This is a genomic window from Pyxidicoccus caerfyrddinensis (assembly GCF_010894405.1).
Lineage (GTDB): Bacteria > Myxococcota > Myxococcia > Myxococcales > Myxococcaceae > Myxococcus > Myxococcus caerfyrddinensis.
This window is the reverse complement of the sequence record NZ_JAAIYA010000007.1, coordinates 167,477-193,051: the sequence shown is the minus strand read 5'-3', so window position 1 is coordinate 193,051 and position 25,575 is coordinate 167,477. Positions and strand designations below refer to the sequence as shown.

Genomic DNA, 25,575 nt, shown 5'->3' with positions numbered 1-25,575 from the left:
CGCCGCGCCCTCCAAGGCTACACGAGGTCTCTACGCGCATGGACACCACCGGACTGAGAGAGCGGGCGGAGGCGTGGCGTCAGGCGGACCCCGACCCCGCCACCGCCGCGGAGCTGGCACAGCTGCTGGCCCGGGGCGACTGGACGGAGCTGGCCGACCGCTTCGTGGGGGATTTGGAGTTCGGCACCGCGGGCCTGCGCGGCGTGCTGGGCGCCGGCCCCAACCGGATGAACCGCGCCGTGGTGCGCCGCACCACCGCGGGCCTGGCGCGCTACCTCAAGGCGCAGGTGCCGGACGTTGTCTCTCGAGGCGTCGTCGTGGGCCGCGACGCGCGCCGCCTCAGCGCGGAACTGGCCGAGGACACCGCCGCCGTGCTCGCCGCGGAGGGCATCCCCGCCCACGTCTTCCCGCACCCGGTGCCCACCCCGGTGGTCGCCTTCGCCGCCCTGCACCTCAACGCCGCCGCGGCCATCATGGTGACGGCCAGCCACAACCCGCCCGAGTACAACGGCTACAAGGTCTACTGGGGCAACGGCGCGCAAATCATCCCGCCCCACGACACTGGCATCGCCTCGTCCATCGCCCGGGTGGAGTCCGCCAACCGCGTGCCCCTGCTGGTGCCGGCGGACGCGCGCGCGAAGGGGCTCTGGAAGGATCTGGCGGACGGGGTGGGGGAGGAGTACCTGCGCGCCATCTCAGGGCTGCGCGTGCACAAGCGCGGCTCGGACACGCTGTCCATCGTCTACACCGCCATGCACGGCGTGGGCGGCGTCTGGGCGGAGCGCGCCCTGCGCGAGGCCGGCTTCCCGCGCTTCACCGCCGTGTCCGAGCAGCAGATGCCCGACGGCCGCTTCCCCACCGTGCGCTTCCCCAACCCGGAGGAGCCCGGCGCCATGGACCTGTCGCTCGCCACCGCCGAGCGCGTGAAGGCGGACCTGGTGCTGGCCAATGACCCGGACGCGGACCGGCTCGCCGTCATGGCGCGCGACGCGGACGGCCGCATGCGCATGCTCACCGGCAACGAGGTGGGCGTGCTGCTGGGCCACTACGTGCTCACCCAGGGCACGAAGCGCGCGCGGCCGCACGTCGTCACCACCATCGTCTCGTCCACGCAGCTGGGCGACATCGCCCGCACGCTGGGCGCCGCCTATGACGAGGTGCTCACCGGCTTCAAGTGGATTGCCAACCGCGCGCTGGAGCGCGAGCGCTCCGAGGGCACGCAGTTCGTCTTCGGCTACGAGGAGGCGCTCGGCTACACCGTGGGCACGGTGGCGCGCGACAAGGACGGCGTCGGCGCGGCGCTCGTGATGGCGGACCTGGCCGCGTGGTGCGAGTCGCGCGGTGCGACGGTGCTCGGCTACCTGGAGGAAATCCAGCGCCGCCACGGCCTGTACGTGGGCGCCCAGCGCAACGTCACGTTGCCCGGCGCCGCGGGGGCCCAGGCCATCCGCGCCATCATGGACGCCTTCCGCGCCTCGCCGCCCGCGCGCATCGGCGGAGACCCGGTGCGTGCCGTGCGCGACTACAAGCAGGGCGGGGCCGGGCTGCCTCCGTCCAACGTGCTCGCCTTCGAGATGGAGGGCGGCGGCCGCGTCACCCTGCGGCCGTCCGGCACCGAGCCCAAAATCAAGTACTACTTCGAGCACAAGGAGTCGCTCGCCCCCGGAGAGCCCATGGCCCGCGCCCGCGAGCGCGCGGAAGCGCGGCTGGCCCGGTTCATCGACGACTTTCTCGCGCTCGCGCGTGAGCGCGGCCAGCCCACCTGAGTCCTGATTCACTCCACAGGTCGCGCCCCCGTGCGGCCTTCGCAGAAAGGCACCGTGTGAAGCGTCTCGTTCCCGGATTCCTCCTCGCCTGCTTCCTGGCTCTTCCCGGCACCGCGCTGGCGCAGCGCGGGCAGGGCTGGTCCATCCTCGCCGCCGACACGCTGGGGCGGGGCAACACCGCCTTCTCCGGTCAGATTGGCTGGCCCGGCCTCACGCTCGGCCTGCTGCACGGCGGCTCGGAGCGCTTCGACATCGGCGGCAAGTTCACCTTCAACTGGGGCCGCGAGGGCTGGGTCCGCTTCACGGACCCCGGCATCAAGTTCCAGGCGTGGATGCGGCTGATGCTGGCGCAGACGAACAACGTCTCCCTGGCGCTCACCTTCCAGCCGGGGCCGCTGTTCTACTTCGACAACGGCGACACCGATGTGGGCCTGGCGCTGCCCGTGGGCTTCGTGGTGGGCATCCCCGCCGGCAGCGCCGTCATGGTGAACCTGGGGCTGGACCTCCCCTTCCACGTCTACTTCGGGGAGGGCATCGGCCCGGTGTTCCCCATCCTCGTGGGCGGCGGGCTGGAGTACTTCATCGACCGCAGCCTCGCCATCAACTTCAACGTGCGGATGGGCCCCTCGCTGATTCCGGACTTCGACGCCACGGAGTTCACCCTGGAGGCGCTCATGGGCGTCGCCTACCGCTTCTAGCGGCAGGCGCGCCGGCTACCAGGAGGACGTCTGCTCGGGCAGCTCCGCCGTGAAGGTGCTGCCCAGGTTCACGCGGCTCTGCACCGTGAGCTTGCCGCCCATGGCTTCCACCAGGGCGCGCGCCACGGTGAGGCCCAGGCCGGCGCCCTTCTCCGGCGACTTCGTCGTGTAGTAGGGCTCGAACACGGCCCCCACCTCGTCCTCGAAGATGCCGATGCCGGTGTCCTTGACGAACAGGCGGGGGCCGAAGTCGCCGAACATGTCCGGCAGCTCCACGCCCACGTGGATGCGGCGCGGACGGTCATTCACGTCCTCCACCGCGTCCGCCGCGTTGGCCAGCAGCTCCACCAGCACCTGCTCCAGCTGGCGCCGGTTGAAGACCACCGCGATGGGGTCCTCCGGCAGCAGCACCATCACCTCGGCGGAACCCAGGCGGCCGGCGGCGCGCATCCGCTCCACCACGCCGGGCACCAGCTCGCGCAGGTCGAAGCGCTGGATGTCCTTGGGGCTGGTGGGGCCGAGCGACAGGAGGTGCTGGCCGTGCAGCCGCATCTGCTCGCCCGCCACGCCCAGGTTCTTCAGCTCCGCGGGGTCCGGCGGCAGGCCCTGCCGGGCCCGGCTCTGCACGTGCGCCAGGGCGCGCTGCAGGCCCTCGCCCACGCGGCCCAGGCTCTGCGCCACGTCCGCCGCCAGCGTGCCCAGGCGCGCCAGCCGCTCCATCTCCACCCAGCGCATGCGCGGGTCCAGCAGCGCCTCGGCGCGCTGGCCACCCGCCTCGCGGTGGGCCTTCAGCTCCAGCAGGGTGTGGACGCGGACCTTCAGCTCCATCGGGTCCAAGGGCTCGGTGATGAGCAGGTCATCCACGCCGGCCTCGAGCACCTCGCGGCGCGTCTGCCGGTCCGCGCGGGGCGTCAGCATGAGCACTGGAGGAGACGAAGGGCCGCCCAGCTCCGCCACCAGGCGCCGGTAGGCCGCCAGGCCGTCCGTGCCGGGCCGCTGCACGTCCAGCAGCACCAGGTCCGCCGACTGCCGGGACGCCGCCGCCGCCGCCGCCTTGCCGCTGGCGGGCAGTACGTCGTAACCCGCCGGTGCGAGGATGGAGTACAGCCGCTCCATTCCGCCCGATTGCACATCAACAGCCAGCACCCGAGGCCGGTACGTCGCGGTCATTCCCGTCGTCTCCAGCATCACGCCACCCCCACCAGGTGAGACCGGGCAGCGACACCCGGAAGTTCCCAAGTAGACCCTACGGACCGCATACCGGACTGGATGCGACTTCCCCCCCGGAGCCTGCTTCCAGTCCGGTACGCGGTCCGAAACCTGACCGATCACCATGCGAGGCGCGTGCCGGATGAGTGGCGGGAGTTTCGCCGGATTCCGACGAAACGAGAGGCGGATAAGTCCAGCAACTGCGGGGGGTTGGACTGTCTACTCCCTCGCGGAACCCGTACTTGCGGTGTTGCTCAAGTAACGGGTGGGGGTCACTCCTGACCAGGAATCATTCCTGACCCGGGTTTAAAAATACCCAGGGCCTGGAGGGGCCTCAGCGCGACTCCTGCTCATAGGGCACGCCGAGTGCGGCGGGGGCGCTGCTGCGCTGCCCCTGGAGGGTGAGGAGCGCCAAGGTGAGCACGTAGGGGAGGGCCTGCAACATGCCCTGGGGTACGACTTCCAGCAAGCCGGGGGCGCTGGAGGCGAGGCCGATGCGCAGCGCATCGCCGAAGGCGAAGAAGAGGGCGGCGAGGAAGGCGCCCACGGGCGTCCAGCGGCCGAACACCATGGCGGCCAGGGCGATGAAGCCCAGGCCCGCGGGGGTGTGCTGCTCGAAGCGGCCCAGGACGCATGTGGACAGCACGGCGCCGCCCAGGCCCGCCAGGAGCCCGCCGCCCAGCACCGCGCCCCAGCGCAGCCCCGCGACGCTCAGGCCCAGCGTGGCCACGGCGTGGGGCTTGTCGCCCACCGCGCGCAGCCTCAAGCCCAGGGGCGTGCGCGTCAGCAGGGCCTGGAGGGCGAAGGGGAGCACCAGCGCGAGGTACGTGGGAGCGGAGTGGCCGGACAGCGCGCCCAGCACCGGCACCGACGCGAGGCCGGGCACGTCCCAGCGCGCGGCCTGCGGGAGGGCCGGCGTGCCGTTGGGGCCGTAGAGGGACTCCAGCAGGAAGGTGCCGCCGGCCAGGGCCACCAGGTTGAGGGCGATGCCGGACACCACCTGGTCCGAGCGCCAGCGGATGCTGAGGAAGCCATGCACCGCGGCCAGCGCCGCGCCCGCCAGCATGCCCACGCCAACGGCCAGGGACATGGGCATGACCAGCGCCGCCACCGCCGCGCAGAAGGCGCCCACCCGCATCATCCCCTCCAGGCCGACGAACACCACGCCGGCGCGCTCGGAGAGCACCGCGCCCAGCGCGGCGAAGACGAGCGCGGGCACCGCGTCCAGGGTGGAGAAGAGCAGGGCGTGGAGGACCTCAAGCACGGGGCACCTCCACGGAGGCGACGGAGGCGGCGGCCTCGTGGCGGCGCAGCAGGGCGAGCCACACCATGCGGCCGGCGACGAAGAGCAGCGCGAGGCCCTGGATGAGCTCGGGGAAGCTCTTGTGCACGTCCAGCAGCTGCATGCGGGTGCCGCCCGCGCGCAGCACGCCGAAGAAGAGCGCGGCCCCCATGGCGCCCAACGGGTGGTTGTTGCCGATGAGGGCGATGGCGATGCCGTCGAAGCCGTAGGGCGCGCCCAGCGTGCCGGGGTAGCGCCCCTCGGTGCCCAGCACCAGCACCGCGCCCGCAAGGCCCGCCATGGCCCCGGCCAGCGCCATGGCCACGCCGGTGCGCTTCGCCACGGGGACTCCGGCGGTGCGCGCGGCCTCGGCGCCCAGGCCCACCGCGCGCGTCTCGAAGCCGGTGCGGGTGCGCTCCAGCCAGAGCCACACCACCACCGCCAGCAGCAGCGCCAGCGGGAAGCCCAGGTTGAGGCGGGAGAGCTCCCCGAGGAGCCGGGGCAGCGTCGCGGTGGCCTGGATTTCGGCGGTGCCGGTGATGGACTGGCCGCCCTCGGCCACGCCCCGCAGCGGGCCGATGACGAGCCAGTTGTCCACGAGGCGCAGCGCCACCCAGTTGAGCATGATGGTGGAGATGACCTCGTGCACGCCCCGGTAGAGCTTGAGCAGCGCGGCGAGGCCCGCCCACGCGGCCCCCGCGAGCGCCGCGGCCACGAGCGCCGCGGGGATGTGCAGCACCGCGGGCAGGGACACGTGGGCGCCCACCACCGCGGCGGCCAGCGCGCCCAGAATCATCTGCCCCTGCGCGCCGATGTTGAAGAGGCCCACCTTGAAGGCCACGGCCACGGACAGGCCGGTGAGGGTGAGCAGCGCGGCCTTCATCGCGGCCTCGCCCAGGGGCCGGGTGATGACGGTGGCGGCGGCCCCGTTCAGCCAGGCCGGCCAGTTGCCGATGCCTCCCCACAACATCTCCACATAGGCGGCCGTGGCGGTGCCGGGCGTCATCGTCAGGGCGATGAGGCTCCAGCACACCGCGAGCGCCAGCAGCACGGAGAGCACCGACGGCAGGGCTTGTCTCAGACGCTCAGGCATGTCCCGTCCCCGCTCCCAGCATGCGCCGTCCCAGCTCCCGCTCGTCGTAGTCGGGCCGGGTGAAGTGGCCCGTCACGCGCCCCTCGAAGAGGACGTAGACGCGGTCGGAGAGCGCGAGCACCTCCTCCAGGTCCAGGGAGACCAGCAGCACGCCGGCCCCGTGGGCGCGCGCCTCGCGCAGCTTCGCCTGCACGTGGGCCACCGCGCCGATGTCCAGGCCGCGCGTGGGCTGCACCACGACGAGCAGGCGGGGCTTCGCGTCCAGCTCGCGCGCCACCACCACCTTCTGCTGGTTGCCGCCGGACAGCCTCGCGAGGGGCAGCGTCGGGTCCGGAGGGCGCACGTCGTACGCCTCGAGCAGGGCGAGCGTGCGCTCGCGGCGCCCGGCGAAGTCGAGCCACGGGCCCCTGGCGAAGGGCGGCCGCGTATGCCGGCCGAGGGCCACGTTCTCCTCCACGCTGAGGGCCTTCACCACCGCGCGGCGCAGCCGGTCCTCGGGCACGTGGCCCACGCCGCGCTCGCGCGCTTTGGCCGGGGTGAGGCCCGCCAGCGGTCCTCCGAGCAGCGTGCCGCTTCCCGACGTGAGCGCGCGCAGGCCGGTGACGACCTCGGCCAGTTCGCGCTGTCCGTTGCCGTCCACGCCCGCGATGCCGACGATTTCGCCCGCGCGCACGGTGAGGTCCACGCCGCGCAGCGCCGGGCGGCCGTTGTCTCCCACGGCCTGGAGCCCGCTGGCTTCCAGCAGTGCCTCGCCCGCGGACGTCGCCGGCGCCCGCTCACTGGAGGCTTCCAGCGGCGTCCCGCCCGTAATCGCGAGTGCCACCGTTCCCGTCGGGCCCGTGCCCTCCGATGAGGGGACGGGCCGCTCGGTGGCGGCTCCCGGCGGGACCCCTCCCATGAGCGCGAGCGCCGACATGCCCGTCGTGACCTGGCCCCCAGGTATGGGGACGGCCGCTTCCGGCAATGCGGCGCCAATGGCTTCGACCCGGGAAGCTGCCGGTGACAACCCGGCCAGGGACGTCGGAGCCCGCGCCTCCGTTCCATGCCGTGGGCCTTCACCGACCATGAGGTTGGCCAGCTGCCCGACGGTGGTCTCCGCCGCGCGCACCTCGGCCACCACGCGTCCGCGGCGCATGACGGCGACGCGGTCGGCCACGCCCAGTACCTCCTTGAGCTTGTGGCTGATGAGCACCACGGTGCGCCCCTGCGCGACGAGGCCGCGCATGACCTGGGCCAGCTCGTCCGACTCCTGCGGCGTGAGCACGGCGGTGGGCTCGTCGAGCACCAGCACCTGCGCCCCCCGGTGCAGCGCCTTGACGATTTCCACCTTCTGCTGCGAGCCCACGGTGAGGGTGTCCACGCGGGCGCGCGGCTCCAGCTGGAAGCCGAAGCGGGCGCAGGTGGCGGCCACCTCGCTGATGGCGCGCTCCAGGTCGAAGAGGCCGCGGCGCGTGGGCTCGCGGCCGAGCACCACGTTCTCCGCCACCGTCAGCGTGGGCACGAGCATGAAGTGCTGGTGCACCATGCCGATGCCCCGGGCAATCGCGTCACGGGGGCTCTTGAAGCGCACGGGCTGCCCGCCCACGGACAGCTCGCCCGCGTCCGGCTGGTAGAGGCCGTAGAGGACGTTCATCAGGCTCGTCTTGCCCGCGCCGTTCTCTCCCACCACGGCGAGCAGCTCGCCCTCGCTCACGTCGAGCGACGCGTCCTCCAGCGACACGCAGTTGCCGAAGGCCTTGCGGATGTGCCGGAGGGAAATCAGGGCGCGGCAGCCTGGAAGGTGGCGAGGTCACCCGGCACGGCCGGCACCTGGAGCTGCCCGGAGACGATGCGCTGGCGCAGGGCGTCCACCTTCTGCAGCGCCTCCGCCTTGTTGGGGAAGTCCACCCGCACCTCGGCCATGCCCACGCCGTTCTCCTTGAGGCCGACCACCTGCTCGCCCGCAGAGAACTTCCCGTCCACCAGGTCCTTCGTCGCCTGGTAGATGGCCAGGTCGGTGAACTTCATCATCGACGTGAGGATGGCGTCCGGCGCCACGTGCGACTGGTCCGAGTCCACGCCAATCGCATACACGCTCTTGCCCGCGGCGCGCGCCTCCTTCACCGCCTGGATGACGCCGATGCCGTCCGCGCCCGCGGCGTGGAAGAGGATGTCCGCGCCCTTGGCGATGAGGTCCTGCGCCACCTGCTTGCCGGCGGCCATGTTGTTGAAGCTGCCGGTGTAGACGGCCATCAGCGCCTGGGCGGCCTGGGGGTTGGTCGTCTTCACGCCTGCCCGGTAGCCCACCTCGAAGCGCTGGATGAGGGGCACCTCGATGCCGCCCACGAAGCCCACCTTGTTCGTCTTCGTCACCAGGCCGGCCAGGGCGCCCACGAGGAAGCTGCCCTCCTGCTCCTTGAACAGGACGGTGCGCACGTTGGGCAGCTTCAGCACCTTGCCCTGCGCGTCCAGCACCTGGCTGTCGATGAGGAGGAACTGGGACTTGGGGTTCTCCTGCGCGGCGGTGCGCACGGCGTTGGCGAGCATGTAGCCATTGCCGATGGTGAGCTGGGCGCCCTGGTCCACGAGGAGCTGGAGGTTGGGGGCGTAGTCCTCCTGGGCCTTGCTCTGGAGCACCATGGGCTTCACGGGCAGGGGCTGGATGGAGGAGGAAAGGGAGGCCAGGAAGGGCGGGAGCGACTGGCGGATCTCCTCGGGGGAGGCGTCCACGTACTTGCCGCCCTCGTAGCGCTTGCCGGCGGCGTACAGCTCCAGGCCCCGCAGGGCGGCGTCGTTGAAGGAGTGGTCGCCGCGCCCGCCCACGTCGATGACGAGCCCCACGGGGATGGGGGCCTTGGCCGGCTGCTGGGCGGTGGCGGTGCCCGGGGCACCGGCGGGGGGCGGCTCTTCCTTCTTGGAGCACGCGCACAGGAGGGCGGCGAGGGCCAGGACGTGGAGGCGGAGCATCATGGCTCGCTATCTACCAGATGAAGCCCTGCCTTTCCCGGAGTGCATGGGGGGGCGAGTTCCTGGTATGGGCTGGCCCGTGCAACCCTACGAGCTCATCAAGGCGAAGCGGGATGGTGGCCGGCTGGACCCGGCGGACATCCGCGCGTTCATCCAGGCGTATACGGCGGGGACGGTGGCGGACTACCAGATGGCGGCCATGTGCATGGCCATCTTCTTCAAGGGACTCGACTCCCGGGAGCTGGGGGCCTGGGCCCGCGCCATGCTCGAGTCCGGCGAGGTGTTGGACCTGTCGGACACGCCCGCCGTGAAGGTGGACAAGCACTCGACGGGTGGGGTGGGGGACAAGGTGTCGCTCAGCCTGGCGCCCCTGGCCGCCGCCTGCGGCGTGCCGGTGCCGATGATTTCCGGCCGGGGCCTGGGCCACACGGGTGGGACGCTGGACAAGCTGGAGTCCATCCCCGGCTTCAACGTCAACCTGCCCACGTCCGAGTACCGGCGGCTGGTGCGCGAGGTGGGCTGCTGCCTGATTGGGCAGACGGCGCAGGTGGCTCCGGCGGACAAGAAGCTCTACGCGCTGCGCGACGTGACGGCGACGGTGGACTGCATCCCGCTGATTGCGTCCTCCATCATGAGCAAGAAGCTGGCGGAGGGCATCGACGCGCTGGTGCTGGACGTGAAGGTGGGCAGTGGCGCCTTCATGAAGCGCGACGAGGACGCGCGCACGCTGGCGCGGACGATGATTGGTCTGGGCGCGGAGATGGGGAAGAAGGTGGTGGCGCTCCTCACGGACATGGACCAGCCGCTGGGCCGCAAGGTGGGCAACGCGCTGGAGGTGATGGAGGCGGTGGACATGCTCCGCGGCGAGGCTCCGGACGACTACACGGAGATCACCTACGCGCTGACGGCGGAGATGCTGGTGCTGGGCAAGGCGGCGGCGACGGTGGAGGAGGCGCGCGAGAAGCTGCGCAAGGTGGTGGAGGACGGCAGCGCGGTGCGCAAGCTGAAGGAAATCGTCCAGGTGCAGGGTGGGGATCCGCGCGCGATTGATGACTACTCGCTACTGCCGCAGGCGAAGTCGATGGTGGACGTGGTGGCGCCGCGCGACGGGTGGGTGACGGCGATTGATACGGAGGGCGTGGGCCTGGCGGGCGTGGCGCTGGGGGCGGGGCGGCAGCGGGTGGACAGCAAGATCGACCCTGCCGTGGGCTTCACGCTGCTGAAGAAGACGGGCGAGTCCGTGACCAAGGGCGAGCCGGTGGTGCGCGTGCACTACAACGACGTGGGCCCGGTGGCGGATGTGAAGGCTCGCCTGCTGGCTGCGTACAAGTTCGGGGACGCGGCGCCCGTGGCCCGGCCGCTGGTGCGGGAGCGGGTGGAGTAGCGCTCGGGGCCGACTAGCGCATCCAGCACTTCACCCCGCGCACCGAACGCGCCATCCTTGCCCTCCGGAGGAACAGGCAGGGGACATGAACCAGGGCGCAGCGCTGTACACCCATCCGGGTGTGAAGGTCCGGCCGTGCGAGTGGGGCTACGGTGTCTTCACCGATGAGCTCATTCCCGCCGGAGAGCTCATCGAGGAGTGTCACTACCTCAAGGTGCTGCACAAGCACGCGCGGATGCCACCGCTCGATGACTACGTCTTTCAAATCAAGTGGGGCGAGAAGGAGGAGCGCCGCGAGGGAGACTGGGTCGCCCTCGTGATGGGCTGTGGGATGATCTACAACCACTCCCAGGAACCCAACGCCGCGTACTACCGCCTCGTGGACCGCGACCTCTTCTGCTTCCACGCGCTGCGCGACATCCACCCCGGCGAGCAGATCTGCATCAGCTACGGCGAGGACTGGTGGAAGTCCCGGGGCCAGAGCCTGCCGGAGACCTGAGGGAGGACTTCGGGCTCCGGTTCATCTGGGCTGCATTGCACCGCTCTACCTGTGCCTTCCGCCCACGCGACGGGTAGGACATGGGGCGTGGCCCCGTGGCACCGCCGGTGGAACGCCCCGTACACCGTCCCCCCGTGCATTTCGGGGCCTCTTGTCGGGAAAGGTCCGCGTATGATGCCCCGACGATGCACTGTGACGAACAGGCGGAGGCCACGGTGGGGGCCTGCGCGAACAACTTCCAGCACGAGGCCGGTCTCCCTGTCGGCGAGCAGCCGGCGTCCCCCGCGGACGTGGCCAGGACGGCCAGCCGGGTGGCGGCTGTGTTCCGCCAGCCCCCGGGGCACATTCTTCGGGCGGTGACGCGAGCATGAGCGGCAGGGAGGCAACGGCGATGGCCGAGAGGAACGACTCGATGAGCGACAAGGCCGAGGACCGGCGCGACTCTCCCCGGGTGCCCATGCGCTTGAAGGTGCGCCGGGCGGGCAGCACGGGTGACTTCGAGACGCGGGACGGCGACCTGTCCCTGGGCGGTTGCGCCTGGCAGGGCACCGGGCTGGAGGCGGGGGCGAAGGTGGAGGTGCGCTTCCTGCTCCCCATCCTCCCCGACGAGGTCGAGGCGACGGGCGAGGTGCTCCAGGTGACCAATGGCCCGCAGGGCCCGTTCGCGCACGTGCGCTTCGCGGACCTGCCGGTGGAGGCCGAGCTGGCCATTGCCCGCCACCTGGACGACGTGTTGGCGCAGGGCGGCGGCACCCGCTAGGTCCACTGCCGGACCGGCGATTCACGAAAGGGCGTCATGGCGGACGACATTCCCTGGGAGCGCCTGTTCGAGGAGGCCGCGCGGGTGCGCTCGCGCGCCCATGTGCCGTACTCGCACTTCCCCGTGGGGGCCGCCGTCCTCTACGCCGACGGCGCGGTGGTGGCCGGCTGCAACGTGGAGAACGCCACCTACGGCCTCACCGTCTGCGCCGAGCGCAACGCCTTCGCCGCGGGAGTGGCCCAGGGCCACTCCAAGCCGGTGGCCGTCGCCATCGTCGTGGACACCCCCGAGCCGTGCCCGCCGTGCGGCATGTGCCGGCAGGTGATGGCCGAGTTCGGCCCGCCCGCGCTGCCCGTGCGCAGCCGCACGCCAAAGGGTGGCGAGGCGCGCTACACCCTGGGCGAGCTGCTGCCGCACGCCTTCACGAAGGACTTTCTCTAGAAAGCGACTCGAGCACCCCCGTGGACCTGCTCCTGACTGGCGGCACCGTGGTGACGATGAACCGCGAGCGAGAGGTGCTCGTGGCGGCGGACGTGCTCGTCCAGGACGGGCGCATCGCGAAGGTGGGCCGGGGCCTCAAGTCCCGGAACACCCGGCGCGTGGTGGATGTGGCGGGGAAGGTGGTGCTGCCCGGCCTCATCCACGGCCACCTGCACGCCTGCCAGACACTCTTCCGCGGCCGCGCGGACGGCCTGGAGCTGCTGGACTGGCTGCGCGAGCGCATCTGGCCCTTCGAGGCCTCGCACGACGCGGCGTCCATGCGCGCGTCGGCGGACCTCACCTTCGCCGAGCTCATCCGCTCGGGCGCCACGGCGGCGCTCGACATGGGCAGCGTGCATCACTACGACGCCGTCTTCGAGTCCGCGCGCGACTCTGGCTTCCGGCTGGTGGGCGGCAAGGCGATGATGGACGCGGGCGCCGCCGTGCCGGAGGGGCTGCGCGAGAGCACCACCGAGTCGCTCGCCCACAGCCTGGCGCTGATGGAGCGCTGGCACGGCAAGCACGACGGGCGGCTGCGCTATGCCTTCGCCCCGCGCTTCGTCCTCTCCTGCACGCCGGAGCTGCTGCGCGAGGTGGCGAAGCTCGCCCGCGAGCACGGCGTGCGCATCCACACCCACGCCAGCGAGAATGCGAAGGAGACGGAGGCGGTGCGCCAGTACACGGGCGGCCAGGACAACGTCGCCTTCTTCCACAAGGTGGGCCTGTCCGGGCCGCACGTGACGCTGGCCCACTGCGTGTGGCTGTCCCAGGAGGAGCAGGACATCCTCCGCGAGACGCGCACCGTGGTGTGCCACTGCCCCGGCTCCAACCTCAAGCTCGCCTCCGGCATCGCCAAGGTGCCCGAGCTGCTGGAGGCCGGCGTGGCGGTGGCGCTGGGCGCGGACGGCGCGCCCTGCAACAACACGCTCGACATCTTCCACGAGATGCGGCTCGCGTCCGTGCTGCACAACCCTCGCGTGGGGCCTCGCGCCATGACGCCCATGCGCGTGCTGGAGATGGCCACGCTGCACGGCGCTCGGGCGCTCGGGCTGGAGAACGAGGTGGGCTCCATCGAGGCCGGCAAGCGCGCCGACCTCACCGTGGTGGACGTGAGCGGCCTGCACGCGGGCCCCACCGCCGAGGACGTGCTGGCCCCGCTGGTCCACTCCGCGCGCGGCAGCGACGTGGTGCACGTCTTCATCGACGGCAAGCCCGTGCTGAAGGACGGCGTGCTCACCACGCTGGACGCGCCGGCGGTGCTCTCCAGCGCCAACGCCCACGTGGAGCGCATCCTCCGGCGCCGCAAGCGCGCCCGGGGCTGAAGGCCTCAGCCCGGCAGGCGCACCACGAAGGACGTGGACCAGCCGGGCGCGTCCTCCACCGCGAGCTGGCCGCCGTGTGCCTCGGCGGCCAGGCGGGAGAAGTAGAGCCCCAGCCCGTAGCCCCGGCGGCTGTCCTTCTCCGCCTCGCCCTGCACGTACTTGTCGAAGATGCGGGCGCGCGTCTCCGGCGGAATGGGCGGGCCGTCGTTGCGCACGGCCAGCCAGCGGCAGTCCGGGGCGGTGCCCGCCTCCAGCCGCACCCGGCCGCCCGTGGGGGCGTACCGCAGCGCATTGCTGGCCAGGTTCTCCACCACGCGCACGAGCAGCTCCGTGTCGCCCACCAGCTCCAGCTCCGGCGGCGCCGCCACGTCCAGCGTCAGTCGCCGCGCGCGAGCCACGCCGTCGAGCGAGCGGCGCACCTCCTCCAGCAGGATGGACGCGGTGAAGGGCAGCTTGCGAGGCTCCAGCCGGCCCTGCTCCAGGCGGGGCACGTCCATCAGGTCCGAAATCATCCTGTCCAGACGCGCGGTGACGGCCAGGCCCGTGCGCACCGACTCCATCAGCACGCCCTTGCCGCCCGGCACCTCCTGCTCCATCCACGACAGCGTCATCGTCAGCGCGGACAGGGGCGAGCGCAGGTCATGCACCAGGAACTGGGTGAGCTGCTCCTTGTCGCGCTGCAGGGCGTGGAGTTGGTCGTTGTGCGCCTGCGCGTCGCTGAGCATCCGCTCAATGGTGCGCCGTGCCTCCTCCACTTCCTGGAAGCGCCGTGCCTCCAGCGCGCGTTCCACCTCCGCGCGGGAGAGGGCCACCGCGAGCTGCCGCAGCCGGCCGGTGCCGTAGTGGCTCACCGCCGCCACCATGATGAGCGCCACCAGGGCAATGGCCACCGCGCCCCAGCCCACGCCCGCCTGCCGCATCAGCGCGGCCTGGGCCACCCAGGCCAGCAGGGCCGTGCCATAGACGACGCTGCGCCGCAGCGTCAGTCCGCTCAGCGCCACCACCAGCGCGAACAGCCCCAGGCTGAAGCCCGCCACGCCGGACGGGAAGGGCGAGCGGGGCAGCGCCATGTGTTGGAGCCAGTACACGAGCCCCACGTCCACCGGCGCCTGCACCACCCCCAGCCACCGCGCCACGGGCCGGTGCCGCAGCACGAACAGCGCCCCCGCGATGAGCAGGTAGGCCGCCAGCACGGGCGGGTACGTCGCCCAGTCCTCGCCGCCCGCCAGCCACAGGCCGGTGCTGAGGGCCAGGAAGACGGCCGTGCCCACCAGTCGCACCGCCGCGCCCGCGCCGAGCACACCGCGCCGCTGGGAGTCCACCGCCCGCGTCAGCGCGTCATCGAAGGACTGGGGGACCGGGGAGGTGGACACGCGAGCCTGGGTTTTCCCCGCTTCCTCTCCGAGGGGCAAGCTCCATGCAGCCGGGCCGGGCAGCCGGGCGGCGCTGCGCATGGGCGCCGGGGGCTTCCGCGCCGGCTGGCCGGGCGTGACTTTCACGCGTCAGGCAATGACCTTAGGTAGGAGCGCGTAGCAGTTGTCAGAGTGTTGGGACTGTGGCTGCTTGCTCCCCAGGGAATCGTATAAGGTGGATGCAAGTAGGGCTGGATGGAGGTAGACCGCCGACATGTGGGAACGATTCAAGAGGGCAATGCGCAGCTTCGCCGGCTTCTTTGTCTCCTCCATCGAGGACCCGGAGCTCATCCTCGAGCAGAACGTCCGAGACCTGAACGACCAGGTCCCGAAGATGAACGAGTCCATCGCCATGGTTCGGGCGAACGTGACGCTGCTCGAGAAGGAGAACGCCAAGTACTCCGAGGACGTCCGCTCGCTGACGGCCAAGGTGAAGGCCGCCATCCAGGCGGGGCGTGACGACCTGGCCGCGCAGTACGCCGCGAAGCTCCAGATCGAAAAGGACGCGCTGGGCCGCAACGAGCTGCAGCTGTCCACGGCTCGCCAGGCCTACGAGAAGGCGCTGACGGTGAAGAAGGCGTTCATGCGCGAGAAGGAGCGCAAGACGCAGGAGGCCATGAACGCCATCCGCGAGGCGCGCCGCGCCAAGTGGCAGGCCAAGGTGGCCGACACCATGGAGTCCTTCACCGTCGCGGGCATCGACTCGACGCACGACGAGATGCTGCGCAAGGTGCAGGAGAAGTCCGCCGTCAACGAGGCCCGCATGCAGATGGCCCTCGAGTCGGTGGACCACATGGCCGTCAACATCGAGGAAGAGGCCGAGAAGATGCAGGCCAATGAGCTCGTGAAGCAGATGAAGATGGAGATGGGTCTGCTCGAGAGCCCGGCGCCGGTGTCGGATGTTAGCGGCGGCGCCGAGAAGACCATCGGCAAGAAGGTCGGGGTGGAGTAGTCCTCCCCCCAGGGGAAGAGGTCGACGGAACTCGGGATGAAGCTCCACCGCGGGCCAGGCCTCTTCCTCTTCTTCATGCTCTGCGCGCTCGGCGCGGGCTACGTGCTCGCGTCGCGCCTGGGCTACCTGGACCGGCTCCAGGAGCGTTTCTTCCCCGCCGCGCGCGAAGCGGTGCGGCTGTCCCCGGGTGACTTCCCCGCCGGAGTGGCCGCCCCCGTGGCGGACGTCGCGTCGGTGCCGCTGCGGCCCGTGCTCATCGGCTTCACCCCGCGCGGCTCCGCGTCAGCACTGCTGGTGGCCACCGGTGGCGCGACGACGCTGGACAACCCGGTGCCTCCGCCGGGCGCGGCGCAGGGTTTCCTGAAGACGGCCTATGCGCTGGACGCGCGCGCGGTGCTCTTCGCGCGCGAGGAGGAGCTGCGGCAGGCGCTGGCCATTGGCGCGGAGAACGGCGGCGTGGACATGGCCGCCCTGTCCGTGGACCGGCTGGCGGCGTGGGCTCCGGCGCTGCGGGACGCGGCGCCGCGCACGTTGCTGCTGGTGGGGCGCAGCCGCGGGCAGGAGGCGCTGGCGGCGGTGGGCGTGTCGGACCTCGCCGCGCTGAGGGGCAAGCGGGTGGGCGTGTACCCGTACAGCTCCTCGCACTACTTCGCGCTGTGGGTGCTGGCGCGCGCGGGGCTGAGGACGACGGACGTGCGCTGGGTGGACCTGCCCTCCACGCTGGACGCGGGCCGCGCGCTGCGCGAGGGCCGGGCGGACGCGGTGGTGGGGCTGTGGGGCGACGTGGAGCTGGCGGCGAGGGACAGGGGCGGGGCGGTGCTGGCCACGACGGCGGACGCGCCGCACCTGGTGGCGACGGTGCTGGTGGCTCGCGGGGACTTCGCCGCGCGCTACCCGGATGCGGTGCGCCGGGTGCTGCGCGGACTGTTGGATGCGGGGCAGAGCGTGCTGAAGGACCCCACGGCGGGGGCGAGGATGCTGGGCGAGGTGGCGCCGTACCTGGGAGACCCGATTGAGGCCATCCGCAGCGCGCCGCCGGCGACGCTGGCGGACAATCGAGCCTTCTTCGGCCTTTCCGGTGAGGCGCCGGTCACCTATGACGAGCTCTTCCAGAGCGCCGCGGCGCTCTTCCAGAAGTTGAAGCAGGGTCCGCGGGTGCCTCCCGCGGAGGACACGCGGGACCTGGGCGCGTTGAAGTATGTGTCGGAGGCGCGAGGCCCCTGAGTCGAACCCCGGGACACGGGGAAGGGATGGACGGACGTGGCGAAGTCGCCCAACTACATCAAGGCCGCATTCCTGATGCCCGCCAACCTGGTGGGGCTGGGCACGGCGGCGGCCTCGGCGGCGATGACAGGCGAGCCGCTGCCGATGCTGGTGGCCCTGGGCCTGGAGGGCCTCTACCTGGGCGTGCTCTCGTCGATGTCGCGCTTCCAGCGCGCGGTGCGAGCGAAGACGCCCGACGACCCGGAGGCCGCTCGCAAGGCGGTGGACGCGCTCCAGTCAGACCTGGCGCCGTCGCAGCGCGAGCACTACCAGCAGCTCTTGGGGCTGAAGGAGAAGATCCTCGCCAACTACCGGAAGCTGCCGGGCGGCAAGGTGCTGGAGGCGGACAGCGAGCCCCGGCTGGACGCGCTGCTCACGTCCTTCCTGCGGCTCATCTCCACGCTGAACCAGTATCGCGCGTTCCTCAACAGCTCGGACCGCGAGCACCTGGAGCGCGACGTGCGCGAGCTGGAGGAGGACCTGGCCCGCGAGACGAACCCGCGCCTGAAGGACGTGAAGGCGAACCGGGTGGACATCCTCCGAAAGCGCCTGGCGCGCTTCGAGCAGGCGGGCGAGAGCCGCGAGGTGGTGAGCCACCAGCTCGCGGGCATCGAAGATCTGATGCGCCTGACGCACGAGCAGTCGATTGCCATCCGCGACCCGGAGAGCGTCAACCGCCAGCTCACCGTGCTGAGCGCGGAGGCCGAGGCGACCGAGGAGTCCGTGCGGCAGATGGAGCAGTTCCTGGAGTTCTCCGAGGAGACGCGCGGCCCGCTGCCGCACGGGACTCGGGTGCGCTGAGCGGAGCGCCATTCGCGCGGCGCCGGTATTGCCCGGGCGGGACTCCCGCCCAGCGCCGGAAGGCCTTGCTGAAGGAAATCTCGGACTCGTAGCCCACGGTGTTGGCGATGTCCGCCAGCGTCTCCGTGGAGCCCGTCAGCAGGCCCGCCGCCACGTGCATGCGCCGGGCGGTGACGTACTCCATGACGCCCGAGCCCACGAGCCCTCGGAAGCGCTGGGCGAAGACGGTGCGTGACAGCGCCACGGCCCGCGCGAGGGAAGCCACCGTCCACGCCTCACTTGGCCGCCGGTGCACCAGCGCGAGCGCGTGCGCAATCTGCCGGTCGGTGAGGCCGCGAAGCCAGCCGCTCCCATTCGAAGGCAGGTTCGCGGCATGGTCTCTGACGGCCTGGACGAAGACGATGTCCGCCACGCGCTCGGCGATGGTCTGGAACCCCGGCCGTCCGGAGATGGCTTCATCCATCAGGAGGCGGAGCGAGCCTTCGAGCCAGCTCGGACGCCCCCGCACGAGCAGGACGGTGGGCAGCGCTTCGAGGAACGGATTGCGACGGCCGTCACGGAAGCTGAAGACGCCGTTGATGATTCGCGTGAGCGGGCCCTGGCCGCCGAGGCGAAGCCGGTTCAGGCCCTCGATGCGGCTGTCCGGCGTCCAGGCGCCGTCATGGCCGTTGGCCTCCAAGACTTTCTGAAAGGGCGTGCGCGGGGCACGGCGGTCCGACATGAGGGCGTGGCGGGTCCCCTGCGGGAGCACGACCAGGTCGCCCGGCGTGAGCTCGATGGGGGCGCTGTCTTCGACTTGCAGGAGGCAGCGTCCTTCGACGACGACATGGAACGGCGCGCCCCCGGCGGTGCCCTTGTCGAAGCCCCATGGCGCGCGGAACTCGCCCAGGCTCAGCACGGCGCTCTCGAGCCGCAAGTCACGCAGGACGTCGCTCAGCAGGTCCATGTCCCGGACGATGGGTTAGGAAATCCGTACCCGCAAGCATTCACGCTCCAGGGCGAACGGCCCACTGTGCTTCCTGCGCGGCGAGCTCGCCGCGAAGCACGGAGGCGCGAGGGTGATGCGAGTCTTGATGACAGGTGCAACGGGCTTCATCGGCTCACGGGTGGCGGCCCGCTTGATCGAGCGAGGTCACACGGTGGTTGCCGCCGTGCGAGACGCGGCCGCGGCGGACCGCTTGAAGGACCAGCGTGTTCCGGCCCAACCGCTCGTCGCGTCCTTGCAGCAACCGGACAGGCTCGCGGACGCCGCGAGGGACTGCGATGGCGTGGTGCACCTCGCGTTCGAACACTCGACGGACCTCGCGGCGGCGGTGGCGCGAGACCAGTCGGTGGTCGCGGCGTTTGCCTCGGCGCTTCGGAATACGAGCAAGCCCCTGGTGGTGACCTCGGCCACCGGCCTGCTGGGCAATACGGGCTCAACACCGGTCGATGAGGACCACCCGCCGCAGGAGAACTTTCGCCTGGCGATTCGCCACCGCATCGAGGTGGACGTGCTCGCCGAGGCCGCGAAGGGCGTGCGCGCCAGCGTCATCCGTGTGCCCATCCTGGTGCACACGGCCGCGGGGGGCGGCCCCCTGGGGCGGCTCCTGGCCACTGCTCGCCGAACGGGCAGGTCGTGCTGGATGGGCTCGGGTGAAAACAGATTGCCGTGCGTCCACCTCGAAGACCTGGCGGACCTCTACGGGCGGGCCCTGGAGGCCGCGCCGTCGGGCCGCGTCTACAACGGCTGCGGCTCCGACATCTCCCTGCGCGACTTCGCGGAAGGCGTGGCGCGGGCTCTCGGGGTGCCAGCGCAGGGCCTCCTGCCCGAGCAGGCCGTGGACCACTTCGGCCCGTTCTTCGCGACGCTCCTCGCGGTGGACAACCGCGTGTCGAATGTGCGGGCCCGCTCCGAGCTCGGCTGGGAGCCGTACCGCTCCCGGCCGACGCTCGAAGCGGACCTCGCCTCACTGGGGCGGGGTCGCTGAGCCCGGCTCAGTACACCGTGCTCTGCCAGGGGAACAGGTACGTGAGGGGGAGGTACACCCGGGCCGCCCAGGCGGACTCGGTGTGCCCCGCGCCCTGGGCCACGTAGTAGTACAGGTCCGCGCCCTGCACGTGCCCGTCGGCCGCCAGCGCGTTGCGCATGCGAGTCGTCTCCGTCAGCCCGTCGTTGTTCGTGCCTGCGTCCAGGTAGAAGCGCAGCGGCAGCTTCACGGTGGACTGCTCCACCTGCACCGTCATCGCCTGGTTGTTCCACCAGAACGAGCTGGAGAGCCCGGCCACCTTCGAGAAGACCTCCGGGTGCCGGCGGCCGATGTAGAAGGACACCAGCCCGCCCAGCGACGAGCCCATCAGCGCGGTGTTCGCCTTGCTCGGCAGCGTGCGCAGGTTCGCGTCGACGAAGGGCTTTACGCTCTCGAGGATGAAGCGCTCGTACAGGTCCGCGCCGCCGCCGCCGTAGGTGGAGTCACAGCACGGCGTGTACTCGTAGATGCGGTTGGAGCCCGTGTGGTCGATGCCCACGACGATGACCTCGTCCATCTGCCCGGAGCCGATGAGGTTGTTGACCGTCTCATCCACGCCCCACTCGACGCCGTAGGACGCGGTGGCCGCGTCGAAGAGGTTCTGCCCGTCGTGCATGTAGAGCACGGGGTAGCGCTTGAGCGGGTTCGCCGAATAGCTGGGCGGCAGGTAGAAGCGCAGCGTGCGCGTGTTGCCCAGCTGCGGCGACCAGAAGTTGTCGAACTGCTGCCGCGTGCCCACGGCGGTGCCGAAGAACGGGTACACGTCCACCGTGGTGCCCGAGCGCACGCGGTAGTTGGCGCCGGTGGACCACTGCGTGTCGTTGATGAGCGGCTTGAGGTCCACGTCCCCGGCGCTGTTGGGCCACGAGTACGTCCACACGTTGCCCGACGTCCAGGTCGCGTTCTGCCCGGCCGTCCAGGACAGCGGCGCCGCACTGCCGCGAACGGTAATCCGGTTGCCATAGCCCACGTCGTAGTGGACGCGGAGGGTGGTGGCGCTGGCCGCGGAGCTCAGCAGCAATGCCAGCAGCAGGCCCGGCACGAGCGCCGGACGGGGGGATGACGGATGCATGGGGTGGGTGTCCTTCCGTGGTGCGTGAGGGCGGGCAGGCTTCCAGCAGGGGAGGGGACCGCTCAAGAGAGTCCCCGGCCACCCCGGCAACCCACGCCACGCGTGAAACCCGGACCCGGACGTTGCCTGCCCGTCATCCGCCCCCTTGCCCTGGGGTCGGTCCTACACGGCACCCACGAATAAATTGACTCTCCGGCCCAGGCATCCTGTCCTGCCGGGATGTTCCGCCGAGCCTGGCTTCCGACCCTCCTCCTCGTGCTCGCCGTCGCGGGCTGCTCCCGCTGCGGCAAGGACGCCGGCCCCACCGGCTCGAGCGCCGCGGCGGGTCCCGCCCGCTACCTTCCGCGAGACGCCCAGGCCGCCGTGGTCATCAACGACCTCGGTTCGCTCGGGGAGAAGCTGGCCCGCTTCCAGAACCTCAAGGTCGCCTCCTTCGCCGCGCAGCTCCAGAACTTCTCCACTGCCGAGGGCTACGTCTCCGCGGTGATGCGGCAGGTGGGCGTGGACCTGCGCAGCCGCCAGGCGCTGGAGGCCGCGGGCATCGCCCCCGGACGCGGCGCGGGCGCGGCCTTCCTCGGCGGCAACCGTGCCGTCTCCATCGTCGGCGTGAAGGACGCGGACGCGCTCCAGGCGACCTTCGCGAAGTTCGCTGGCAGCCGGCTGGGTGCCTCGGAAACGCAGAAGACCTCTGTGGATGGCGGCAACCTCGTCACCTTCAGCCGCCCTGGCTCCACAGAGCCCGCGCTGGGCATCCTCTTCCTGAAGGGCACCGACTACGCGCTGCTGGGCGCGGGCTCCTCGGTGGCCACGCTGCGCACGCTGGCCACGATGCCCCCGGAGCAGTCGCTTGCCACCGAGCCCGTGCTGGCCGCGTCCCTCAAGCGCCTCCCGTCCGAGCGCGACTTCCACGTGTGGCTGCCCGGCGGCAGCGGCCTGCTCGTGCCCGCTGGCACCGTCCAGGGCATCACCCTCACGGGCCGCATCGAAGAGCGCGCGGTGACGGTGCACGCGGACGCGCCGTGGCCGGACACGCAGGCGTCGCTCGCGGCATTGGACCCGATGAAGGATGCCTCCGACCTCACGGGCGCGCTGCCCGCGGACAGCTTCCTCGTGGCGCGCTTCCGGGGTGACCCGTCGCACCTCGACGGCGCGTGGCCGTACCTGCTGGGTGGCTACATCACCCGCGCGGTGCAGAAGAGCGGGCTCGACATGAAGACGGAGGTGCTCGACAACCTCAAGCCCGGCATGGTGCTGGGCATGTCGCTGTCGCCCACGGTGAATCTCGGCTCGGGCATGCCCGCGCTGGACTTCCGCCGCACCAACCCCTTCCGCTTCGTGCACCTCGTCGCGCTGGCGGACACCGAGGACGCCGCGAAGACGCAGGCCACGCTGGAGAAGCTGCCGGCCATGGCCGAGGACTTCGGCGCGAAGGTGGAGCCGGCCGACCTCAAGGGGCAGAAGGTCTACCTCACGTCCTACCGCGCGGGCGAGGGTGCCCACTTCGCGCTCGCTCCCAACGGGCGACTGGTGGTCGCCGCCCCGAAGGTGCAGATGGAGTCCACGCTGGCCTCGCTCGCGAAGCCCGCCGGTGAGGGCCCGGTGGCCGCGGACCTGAAGGACGCCGGCAAGGACGCCGCTCTCACGCTGGTGCTCGATTTGCGCCGCCTGTCGGACGCGGTGAAGAACCTGCCTTCCGAGGCCTGGGGCATCGGTGGCTTCGCCATCAAGGCCACCACCGTGCGCTGGCTGGAGGCCACGGATGACCTGCGCGCGGTGACGCTTGCGGTGTCGCGCAAGGAGAAGGCGCTGCAGGCGGAGTTGTCCCTGCGCCTGACGCCGGCCGCGGCGGCCGCCACCACCACCCAGCCGGCCACACCGTGATTCGCGCTCGCGACATCGTGAAGGAGTACGTGGACGGGGACGGCACGATGGTGCGCGTCCTCGACGGCATGTCCCTGGACGTGGAGGACGGGGACTTCGTCGCGGTGGTCGGCCCGTCCGGCAGCGGCAAGTCCACGCTGCTGCACCTCCTGGGCGGGCTGGACGTGCACTACCAGGGCGAGGTCGAAGTGGGCGGCGTGAAGCTGCGCGGCCTGGACGACAAGGCGCTGGCGCGCTTCCGCAACACGCACGTGGGCTTCGTCTTCCAGTCCTTCCACCTCATCCCCAACCTCTCCGCGCTGGAGAACGTGCTGCTGCCCTCGCACTTCGGCGCGCCGCAGGCGGACGGCCGCAAGCGCGCGGAGGCCATGCTGGAGCGCGTGGGCCTGGGCGCGAAGAAGGACCGCGCGCCGGTGCGCCTGTCCGGCGGCGAGCGCCAGCGCGTGGCCATCGCCCGCGCTCTCTACAGCGGGCCCAAGCTGCTGTTGTGCGACGAGCCCACGGGCAACCTGGACTCGGCCACCGGCGAGGGCGTCATCCAGCTGTTCAAGGAACTGCACCGCGAGGGGCTCACCGTGCTGGCCGTCACCCACGAGGAGCGCATGAGCGCCGCGGCCCGCCGCGTGCTGAGACTGAAGGAGGGGCGGCTCGTGGAGGAGCGCGCCGACCTGCACCTGGCCACCCGAGGTGCCCCGTGAGGCTGGACGCGCTGTCCCGGCTGGTGCGGCTGAGCCTCGCGCGTGAGCGCAAGGGCGCCTTCTTCTCCGCCTTCGGCGTGGCCATGGGCGTGGGCGCGCTCGTCTTCTTCGTGGGCATGGGCCTGGGCGTGGGCCGCGTCATCCGCGAGAAGATCTTCCCCACCGACGCGCGGCTGGTGGACGTGGTGCCCGCGGCGGTGTCGCTGGGCTCGCTGCTCGGCGGTGGCAAGCTGGACGCGGCCACCGTGGACCGCCTGCGCGCGCTGCCCGGCGTGGAGGACGCGTACCGGAAGATGAACGTCCGCGTGCCCGCGGTGACTCGCTACGACGGCGTCTTCTTCGGCACGAAGCTGCGCATGGGCATGGAAGTCCTCGCCGTGGGTGTGGAGCCGGGCCTGGTGAAGGGCGACGTGCAGCTCGGTGAGTTCAAGGACCCGGGCGAGGGCCAGCCGATTCCGGCGCTCGTGTCCACGCGGCTCTTGGAGCTGTACAACAAGACGTTCGCCCCGGCGCGCAAGCTGCCGCAGCTGTCCGCGAACATGCTCGTGGGCTTCGGCTTCCCGGTGGAGTTCAACCGCTCCTACGTGGCGGCCACCGGCGGGGGGCCCACGCGCACCGCGACGACGCAGGTGGTGGGTGCGTCCGACAGGGCCATGCTCGCCGGCATCACCATTCCGCTGGAGACGGCGGTGCGCATCAACCGCGAGGCCGGCGTGGACGCGGAGAGCTTCACCGGCGTCACCCTGGTGGCGAAGGACCCCTCGCAGGTGCCCGGCATCGTGGACGCGGTGAAGGGCATGGGGCTGGAAATCGACGACCAGGAGCGCCGCATGGCGGAGAACACGGGCGCGGCGGTGGCGCTCGTCACTTCCGCGCTGGCGCTGCTGTCCATCCTCATCTGCCTGCTGGCGGCGGTGAACATCGCCCACGCGCTGTCGGCCTCCGTGCGGGCGCGCGCCAAGGAGATTGGCGTCATGCAGGCGGTGGGCGCGTCGCGCGCGGACGTGCGCGGCATCGTCCTGGCCGAGGCCGCCGTGGTGGGCCTCTTCGGCGGCGCCGCCGGTACCGCCATCGCCCTGCTGCTGGCCTTCCTCGTGAACCGGCTGGCCGCGGGCTACCTGCCCAACTTCCCCTTCAAGCCCGACAGCTTCTTCTCCTTCCCCTGGCCGGTGGTGGTGGGAGGCGTGCTGCTGGGCCTGCTCGCCGCGCTCGCCGGCGCCTACTTCCCCGCCCGCCGCGCGGCCGCCACCGACCCGGCGCGCACGCTCGCCGGATGACGCTCCCCTCGCGCAAGACGCTGCTCGGCAACGTGCTGAGCCTGGCCGCCCTCGCCTGGATCTACGGCGGCGACCTCGCGGACGCCGTGCGCGCCCGGAGCGCGGAGGTGGCCGCCTTCACCTCGCTGCCCTCGCCCGTGGGGCCCGCGGTGGTGCTCGCACTGACCGTGCTGGCCACACTCGTCGTGGTAGGCGGCATCGTCGGAAACAGGGCGGAGGGCTTCAAGGGCTACCGGCTGCTGCCCATCCTGCTGGTGGGCTCGCTCTTCGTGGACCTGGTGCTGGCGGAGAGCCGCGTGCCCCTGTCCTCGCTGGACGTGGCCTCCGTGTCGCTCCAGCGCTTCCACCAGCTGGCGCAGGAGCTGGCCACGGAGCAGGCCGTCCCGGACGACCCGCGCATCCTCCAGCCGCTGCTGGAGCAGCTCGGCAAGCCGCCGTACCTCGTCCGGGGCGAGCCGGTGGCGGCCTACACGCTGCAGGTGCGCAAGGACTGCGAGGGCCCCGTGCGCGAGGCCCCGGGTGTTCTCCCGGGGACATTGCTGTATTGCGTCGCCCCGGAGCGAAAGGGCGCCTGGGTGACGCTGGTGGGGCTGCCGGCGGAGCACCGCTTCGGCGTGCCCGCGGTGGTGTCCGCCCGGGGCGAGGCGCGCTTCCTGCTGGTGCGGCCCACGCCTCCGGACGAGGAACAGACTGGCGCCTTCCGCGACGGGGATGTAGCAGCGCAGCCCGCTGACGCCGACGCGGGGACCTCCAGCGTCTCCCCCTGAGCCG

At 71.5% G+C, this 25,575-nt stretch carries 23 protein-coding genes; 15 read left to right on the top strand and 8 right to left on the bottom strand.

From position 1 onward, the window contains the following. Positions 1 to 38 precede the first annotated feature (38 nt). Complete coding sequence (locus tag G4D86_RS18580) at positions 39 to 1,766, top strand: phospho-sugar mutase (RefSeq protein ID WP_163995311.1); 1,728 nt, start codon at positions 39 to 41, stop codon at positions 1,764 to 1,766. A gap of 56 nt (positions 1,767 to 1,822) precedes the next feature. Further along, the gene (locus tag G4D86_RS18575) at positions 1,823 to 2,464 is read left to right on the top strand and encodes a hypothetical protein (RefSeq protein WP_205519628.1); all 642 of its coding nucleotides are present in this window, start codon (positions 1,823 to 1,825) and stop codon (positions 2,462 to 2,464) included. A gap of 15 nt (positions 2,465 to 2,479) precedes the next feature. Here G4D86_RS18575 and G4D86_RS18570 read toward each other — a convergent pair whose 3' ends face one another. The 5 genes from G4D86_RS18570 to G4D86_RS18545 all read right to left on the bottom strand — a co-directional run bounded on the left by G4D86_RS18570 (position 2,480) and on the right by G4D86_RS18545 (position 8,997). Further along, positions 2,480 to 3,634, bottom strand: a complete 1,155-nt coding sequence (locus tag G4D86_RS18570; RefSeq protein ID WP_240360331.1) for a sensor histidine kinase — start codon at positions 3,632 to 3,634, stop codon at positions 2,480 to 2,482. A gap of 373 nt (positions 3,635 to 4,007) precedes the next feature. Beyond that, entirely contained in the window at positions 4,008 to 4,937 is a 930-nt protein-coding gene (locus tag G4D86_RS18565; RefSeq protein WP_163995310.1) for an ABC transporter permease, read from the bottom strand. Further along, positions 4,930 to 6,048: an ABC transporter permease gene (locus G4D86_RS18560; RefSeq protein ID WP_163995309.1), complete on the bottom strand. Its 1,119-nt coding sequence runs from the start codon at positions 6,046 to 6,048 to the stop codon at positions 4,930 to 4,932. Before G4D86_RS18560 ends, G4D86_RS18565 begins: the two co-directional genes overlap by 8 nt. Next, positions 6,041 to 7,768 (bottom strand): ABC transporter ATP-binding protein, encoded by a 1,728-nt coding sequence (locus G4D86_RS52930; protein ID WP_275899122.1) that lies wholly within the window; start codon positions 7,766 to 7,768, stop codon positions 6,041 to 6,043. The genes G4D86_RS18560 and G4D86_RS52930 overlap by 8 nt, the downstream gene beginning before the upstream one ends. 38 nt (positions 7,769 to 7,806) lie before the next feature. Continuing rightward, entirely contained in the window at positions 7,807 to 8,997 is a 1,191-nt protein-coding gene (locus G4D86_RS18545) for a BMP family lipoprotein (RefSeq protein WP_163995308.1), read from the bottom strand. A 76-nt stretch (positions 8,998 to 9,073) separates the two neighbouring features. Here G4D86_RS18545 and G4D86_RS18540 point away from each other — a divergent pair, with 76 nt between their 5' ends. The 5 genes from G4D86_RS18540 (at position 9,074) to G4D86_RS18520 (ending at position 13,439) form a co-directional block, all read left to right on the top strand. Next, positions 9,074 to 10,378, top strand: a complete 1,305-nt coding sequence (locus G4D86_RS18540) for a thymidine phosphorylase (RefSeq protein ID WP_163995307.1) — start codon at positions 9,074 to 9,076, stop codon at positions 10,376 to 10,378. An 85-nt stretch (positions 10,379 to 10,463) separates the two neighbouring features. Further along, complete coding sequence (locus G4D86_RS18535) at positions 10,464 to 10,877, top strand: SET domain-containing protein-lysine N-methyltransferase (protein ID WP_163995306.1); 414 nt, start codon at positions 10,464 to 10,466, stop codon at positions 10,875 to 10,877. A 391-nt stretch (positions 10,878 to 11,268) separates the two neighbouring features. Next, entirely contained in the window at positions 11,269 to 11,637 is a 369-nt protein-coding gene (locus G4D86_RS18530; protein WP_163995305.1) for a PilZ domain-containing protein, read from the top strand. 36 nt (positions 11,638 to 11,673) lie between these two features. After that, on the top strand, positions 11,674 to 12,078 hold the full coding sequence (locus tag G4D86_RS18525) for a cytidine deaminase (RefSeq protein WP_163995304.1): 405 nt from the start codon (positions 11,674 to 11,676) through the stop codon (positions 12,076 to 12,078). Positions 12,079 to 12,098: 20 nt separating this feature from the next. Then, a complete protein-coding gene (locus G4D86_RS18520; RefSeq protein WP_163995303.1) occupies positions 12,099 to 13,439 on the top strand; it encodes a 5'-deoxyadenosine deaminase in 1,341 nt (446 codons plus the stop codon). 5 nt (positions 13,440 to 13,444) lie between these two features. Here the strand turns inward: G4D86_RS18520 and G4D86_RS18515 are convergent, their stop codons facing one another. Next, entirely contained in the window at positions 13,445 to 14,812 is a 1,368-nt protein-coding gene (locus tag G4D86_RS18515) for a sensor histidine kinase (RefSeq protein WP_240360330.1), read from the bottom strand. 253 nt (positions 14,813 to 15,065) lie between these two features. On the opposite strand from G4D86_RS18515, the gene G4D86_RS18510 reads away from it, so the two are divergent. Genes G4D86_RS18510 through G4D86_RS18500 form a run of 3 tightly spaced genes read left to right on the top strand, consistent with a single transcriptional unit; the run spans position 15,066 to position 17,867 of the window. Further along, complete coding sequence (locus G4D86_RS18510) at positions 15,066 to 15,803, top strand: PspA/IM30 family protein (protein ID WP_163995301.1); 738 nt, start codon at positions 15,066 to 15,068, stop codon at positions 15,801 to 15,803. Positions 15,804 to 15,839: 36 nt separating this feature from the next. Next, positions 15,840 to 17,027: an ABC transporter substrate-binding protein gene (locus tag G4D86_RS18505; protein ID WP_163995300.1), complete on the top strand. Its 1,188-nt coding sequence runs from the start codon at positions 15,840 to 15,842 to the stop codon at positions 17,025 to 17,027. 36 nt (positions 17,028 to 17,063) lie between these two features. Continuing rightward, a complete protein-coding gene (locus G4D86_RS18500) occupies positions 17,064 to 17,867 on the top strand; it encodes a hypothetical protein (RefSeq protein WP_163995299.1) in 804 nt (267 codons plus the stop codon). On the opposite strand, the gene G4D86_RS18495 is transcribed toward G4D86_RS18500, so the two are convergent. After that, a complete protein-coding gene (locus tag G4D86_RS18495) occupies positions 17,749 to 18,813 on the bottom strand; it encodes an AraC family transcriptional regulator (protein ID WP_163995298.1) in 1,065 nt (354 codons plus the stop codon). The two genes, G4D86_RS18500 and G4D86_RS18495, sit on opposite strands and share 119 nt — an antisense overlap. A gap of 115 nt (positions 18,814 to 18,928) precedes the next feature. Between G4D86_RS18495 and G4D86_RS18490 the strand changes: the two genes are divergently transcribed. After that, the gene (locus tag G4D86_RS18490) at positions 18,929 to 19,837 is read left to right on the top strand and encodes an NAD-dependent epimerase/dehydratase family protein (RefSeq protein ID WP_163995297.1); all 909 of its coding nucleotides are present in this window, start codon (positions 18,929 to 18,931) and stop codon (positions 19,835 to 19,837) included. 7 nt (positions 19,838 to 19,844) lie between these two features. Here the strand turns inward: G4D86_RS18490 and G4D86_RS18485 are convergent, their stop codons facing one another. After that, positions 19,845 to 20,948, bottom strand: a complete 1,104-nt coding sequence (locus tag G4D86_RS18485; RefSeq protein WP_240360329.1) for an alpha/beta hydrolase — start codon at positions 20,946 to 20,948, stop codon at positions 19,845 to 19,847. Between the two features lie 219 nt (positions 20,949 to 21,167). Here G4D86_RS18485 and G4D86_RS18480 point away from each other — a divergent pair, with 219 nt between their 5' ends. Genes G4D86_RS18480 through G4D86_RS18465 form a run of 4 tightly spaced genes read left to right on the top strand, consistent with a single transcriptional unit; the run spans position 21,168 to position 25,571 of the window. Then, positions 21,168 to 22,829: a hypothetical protein gene (locus tag G4D86_RS18480; RefSeq protein ID WP_163995296.1), complete on the top strand. Its 1,662-nt coding sequence runs from the start codon at positions 21,168 to 21,170 to the stop codon at positions 22,827 to 22,829. After that, positions 22,826 to 23,527 (top strand): ABC transporter ATP-binding protein, encoded by a 702-nt coding sequence (locus tag G4D86_RS18475; protein WP_163995295.1) that lies wholly within the window; start codon positions 22,826 to 22,828, stop codon positions 23,525 to 23,527. The genes G4D86_RS18480 and G4D86_RS18475 overlap by 4 nt, the downstream gene beginning before the upstream one ends. Next, entirely contained in the window at positions 23,524 to 24,804 is a 1,281-nt protein-coding gene (locus G4D86_RS18470) for an ABC transporter permease (protein ID WP_163995294.1), read from the top strand. Before G4D86_RS18475 ends, G4D86_RS18470 begins: the two co-directional genes overlap by 4 nt. Continuing rightward, entirely contained in the window at positions 24,801 to 25,571 is a 771-nt protein-coding gene (locus G4D86_RS18465) for a hypothetical protein (protein ID WP_163995293.1), read from the top strand. Before G4D86_RS18470 ends, G4D86_RS18465 begins: the two co-directional genes overlap by 4 nt. Positions 25,572 to 25,575: the final 4 nt, after the last annotated feature.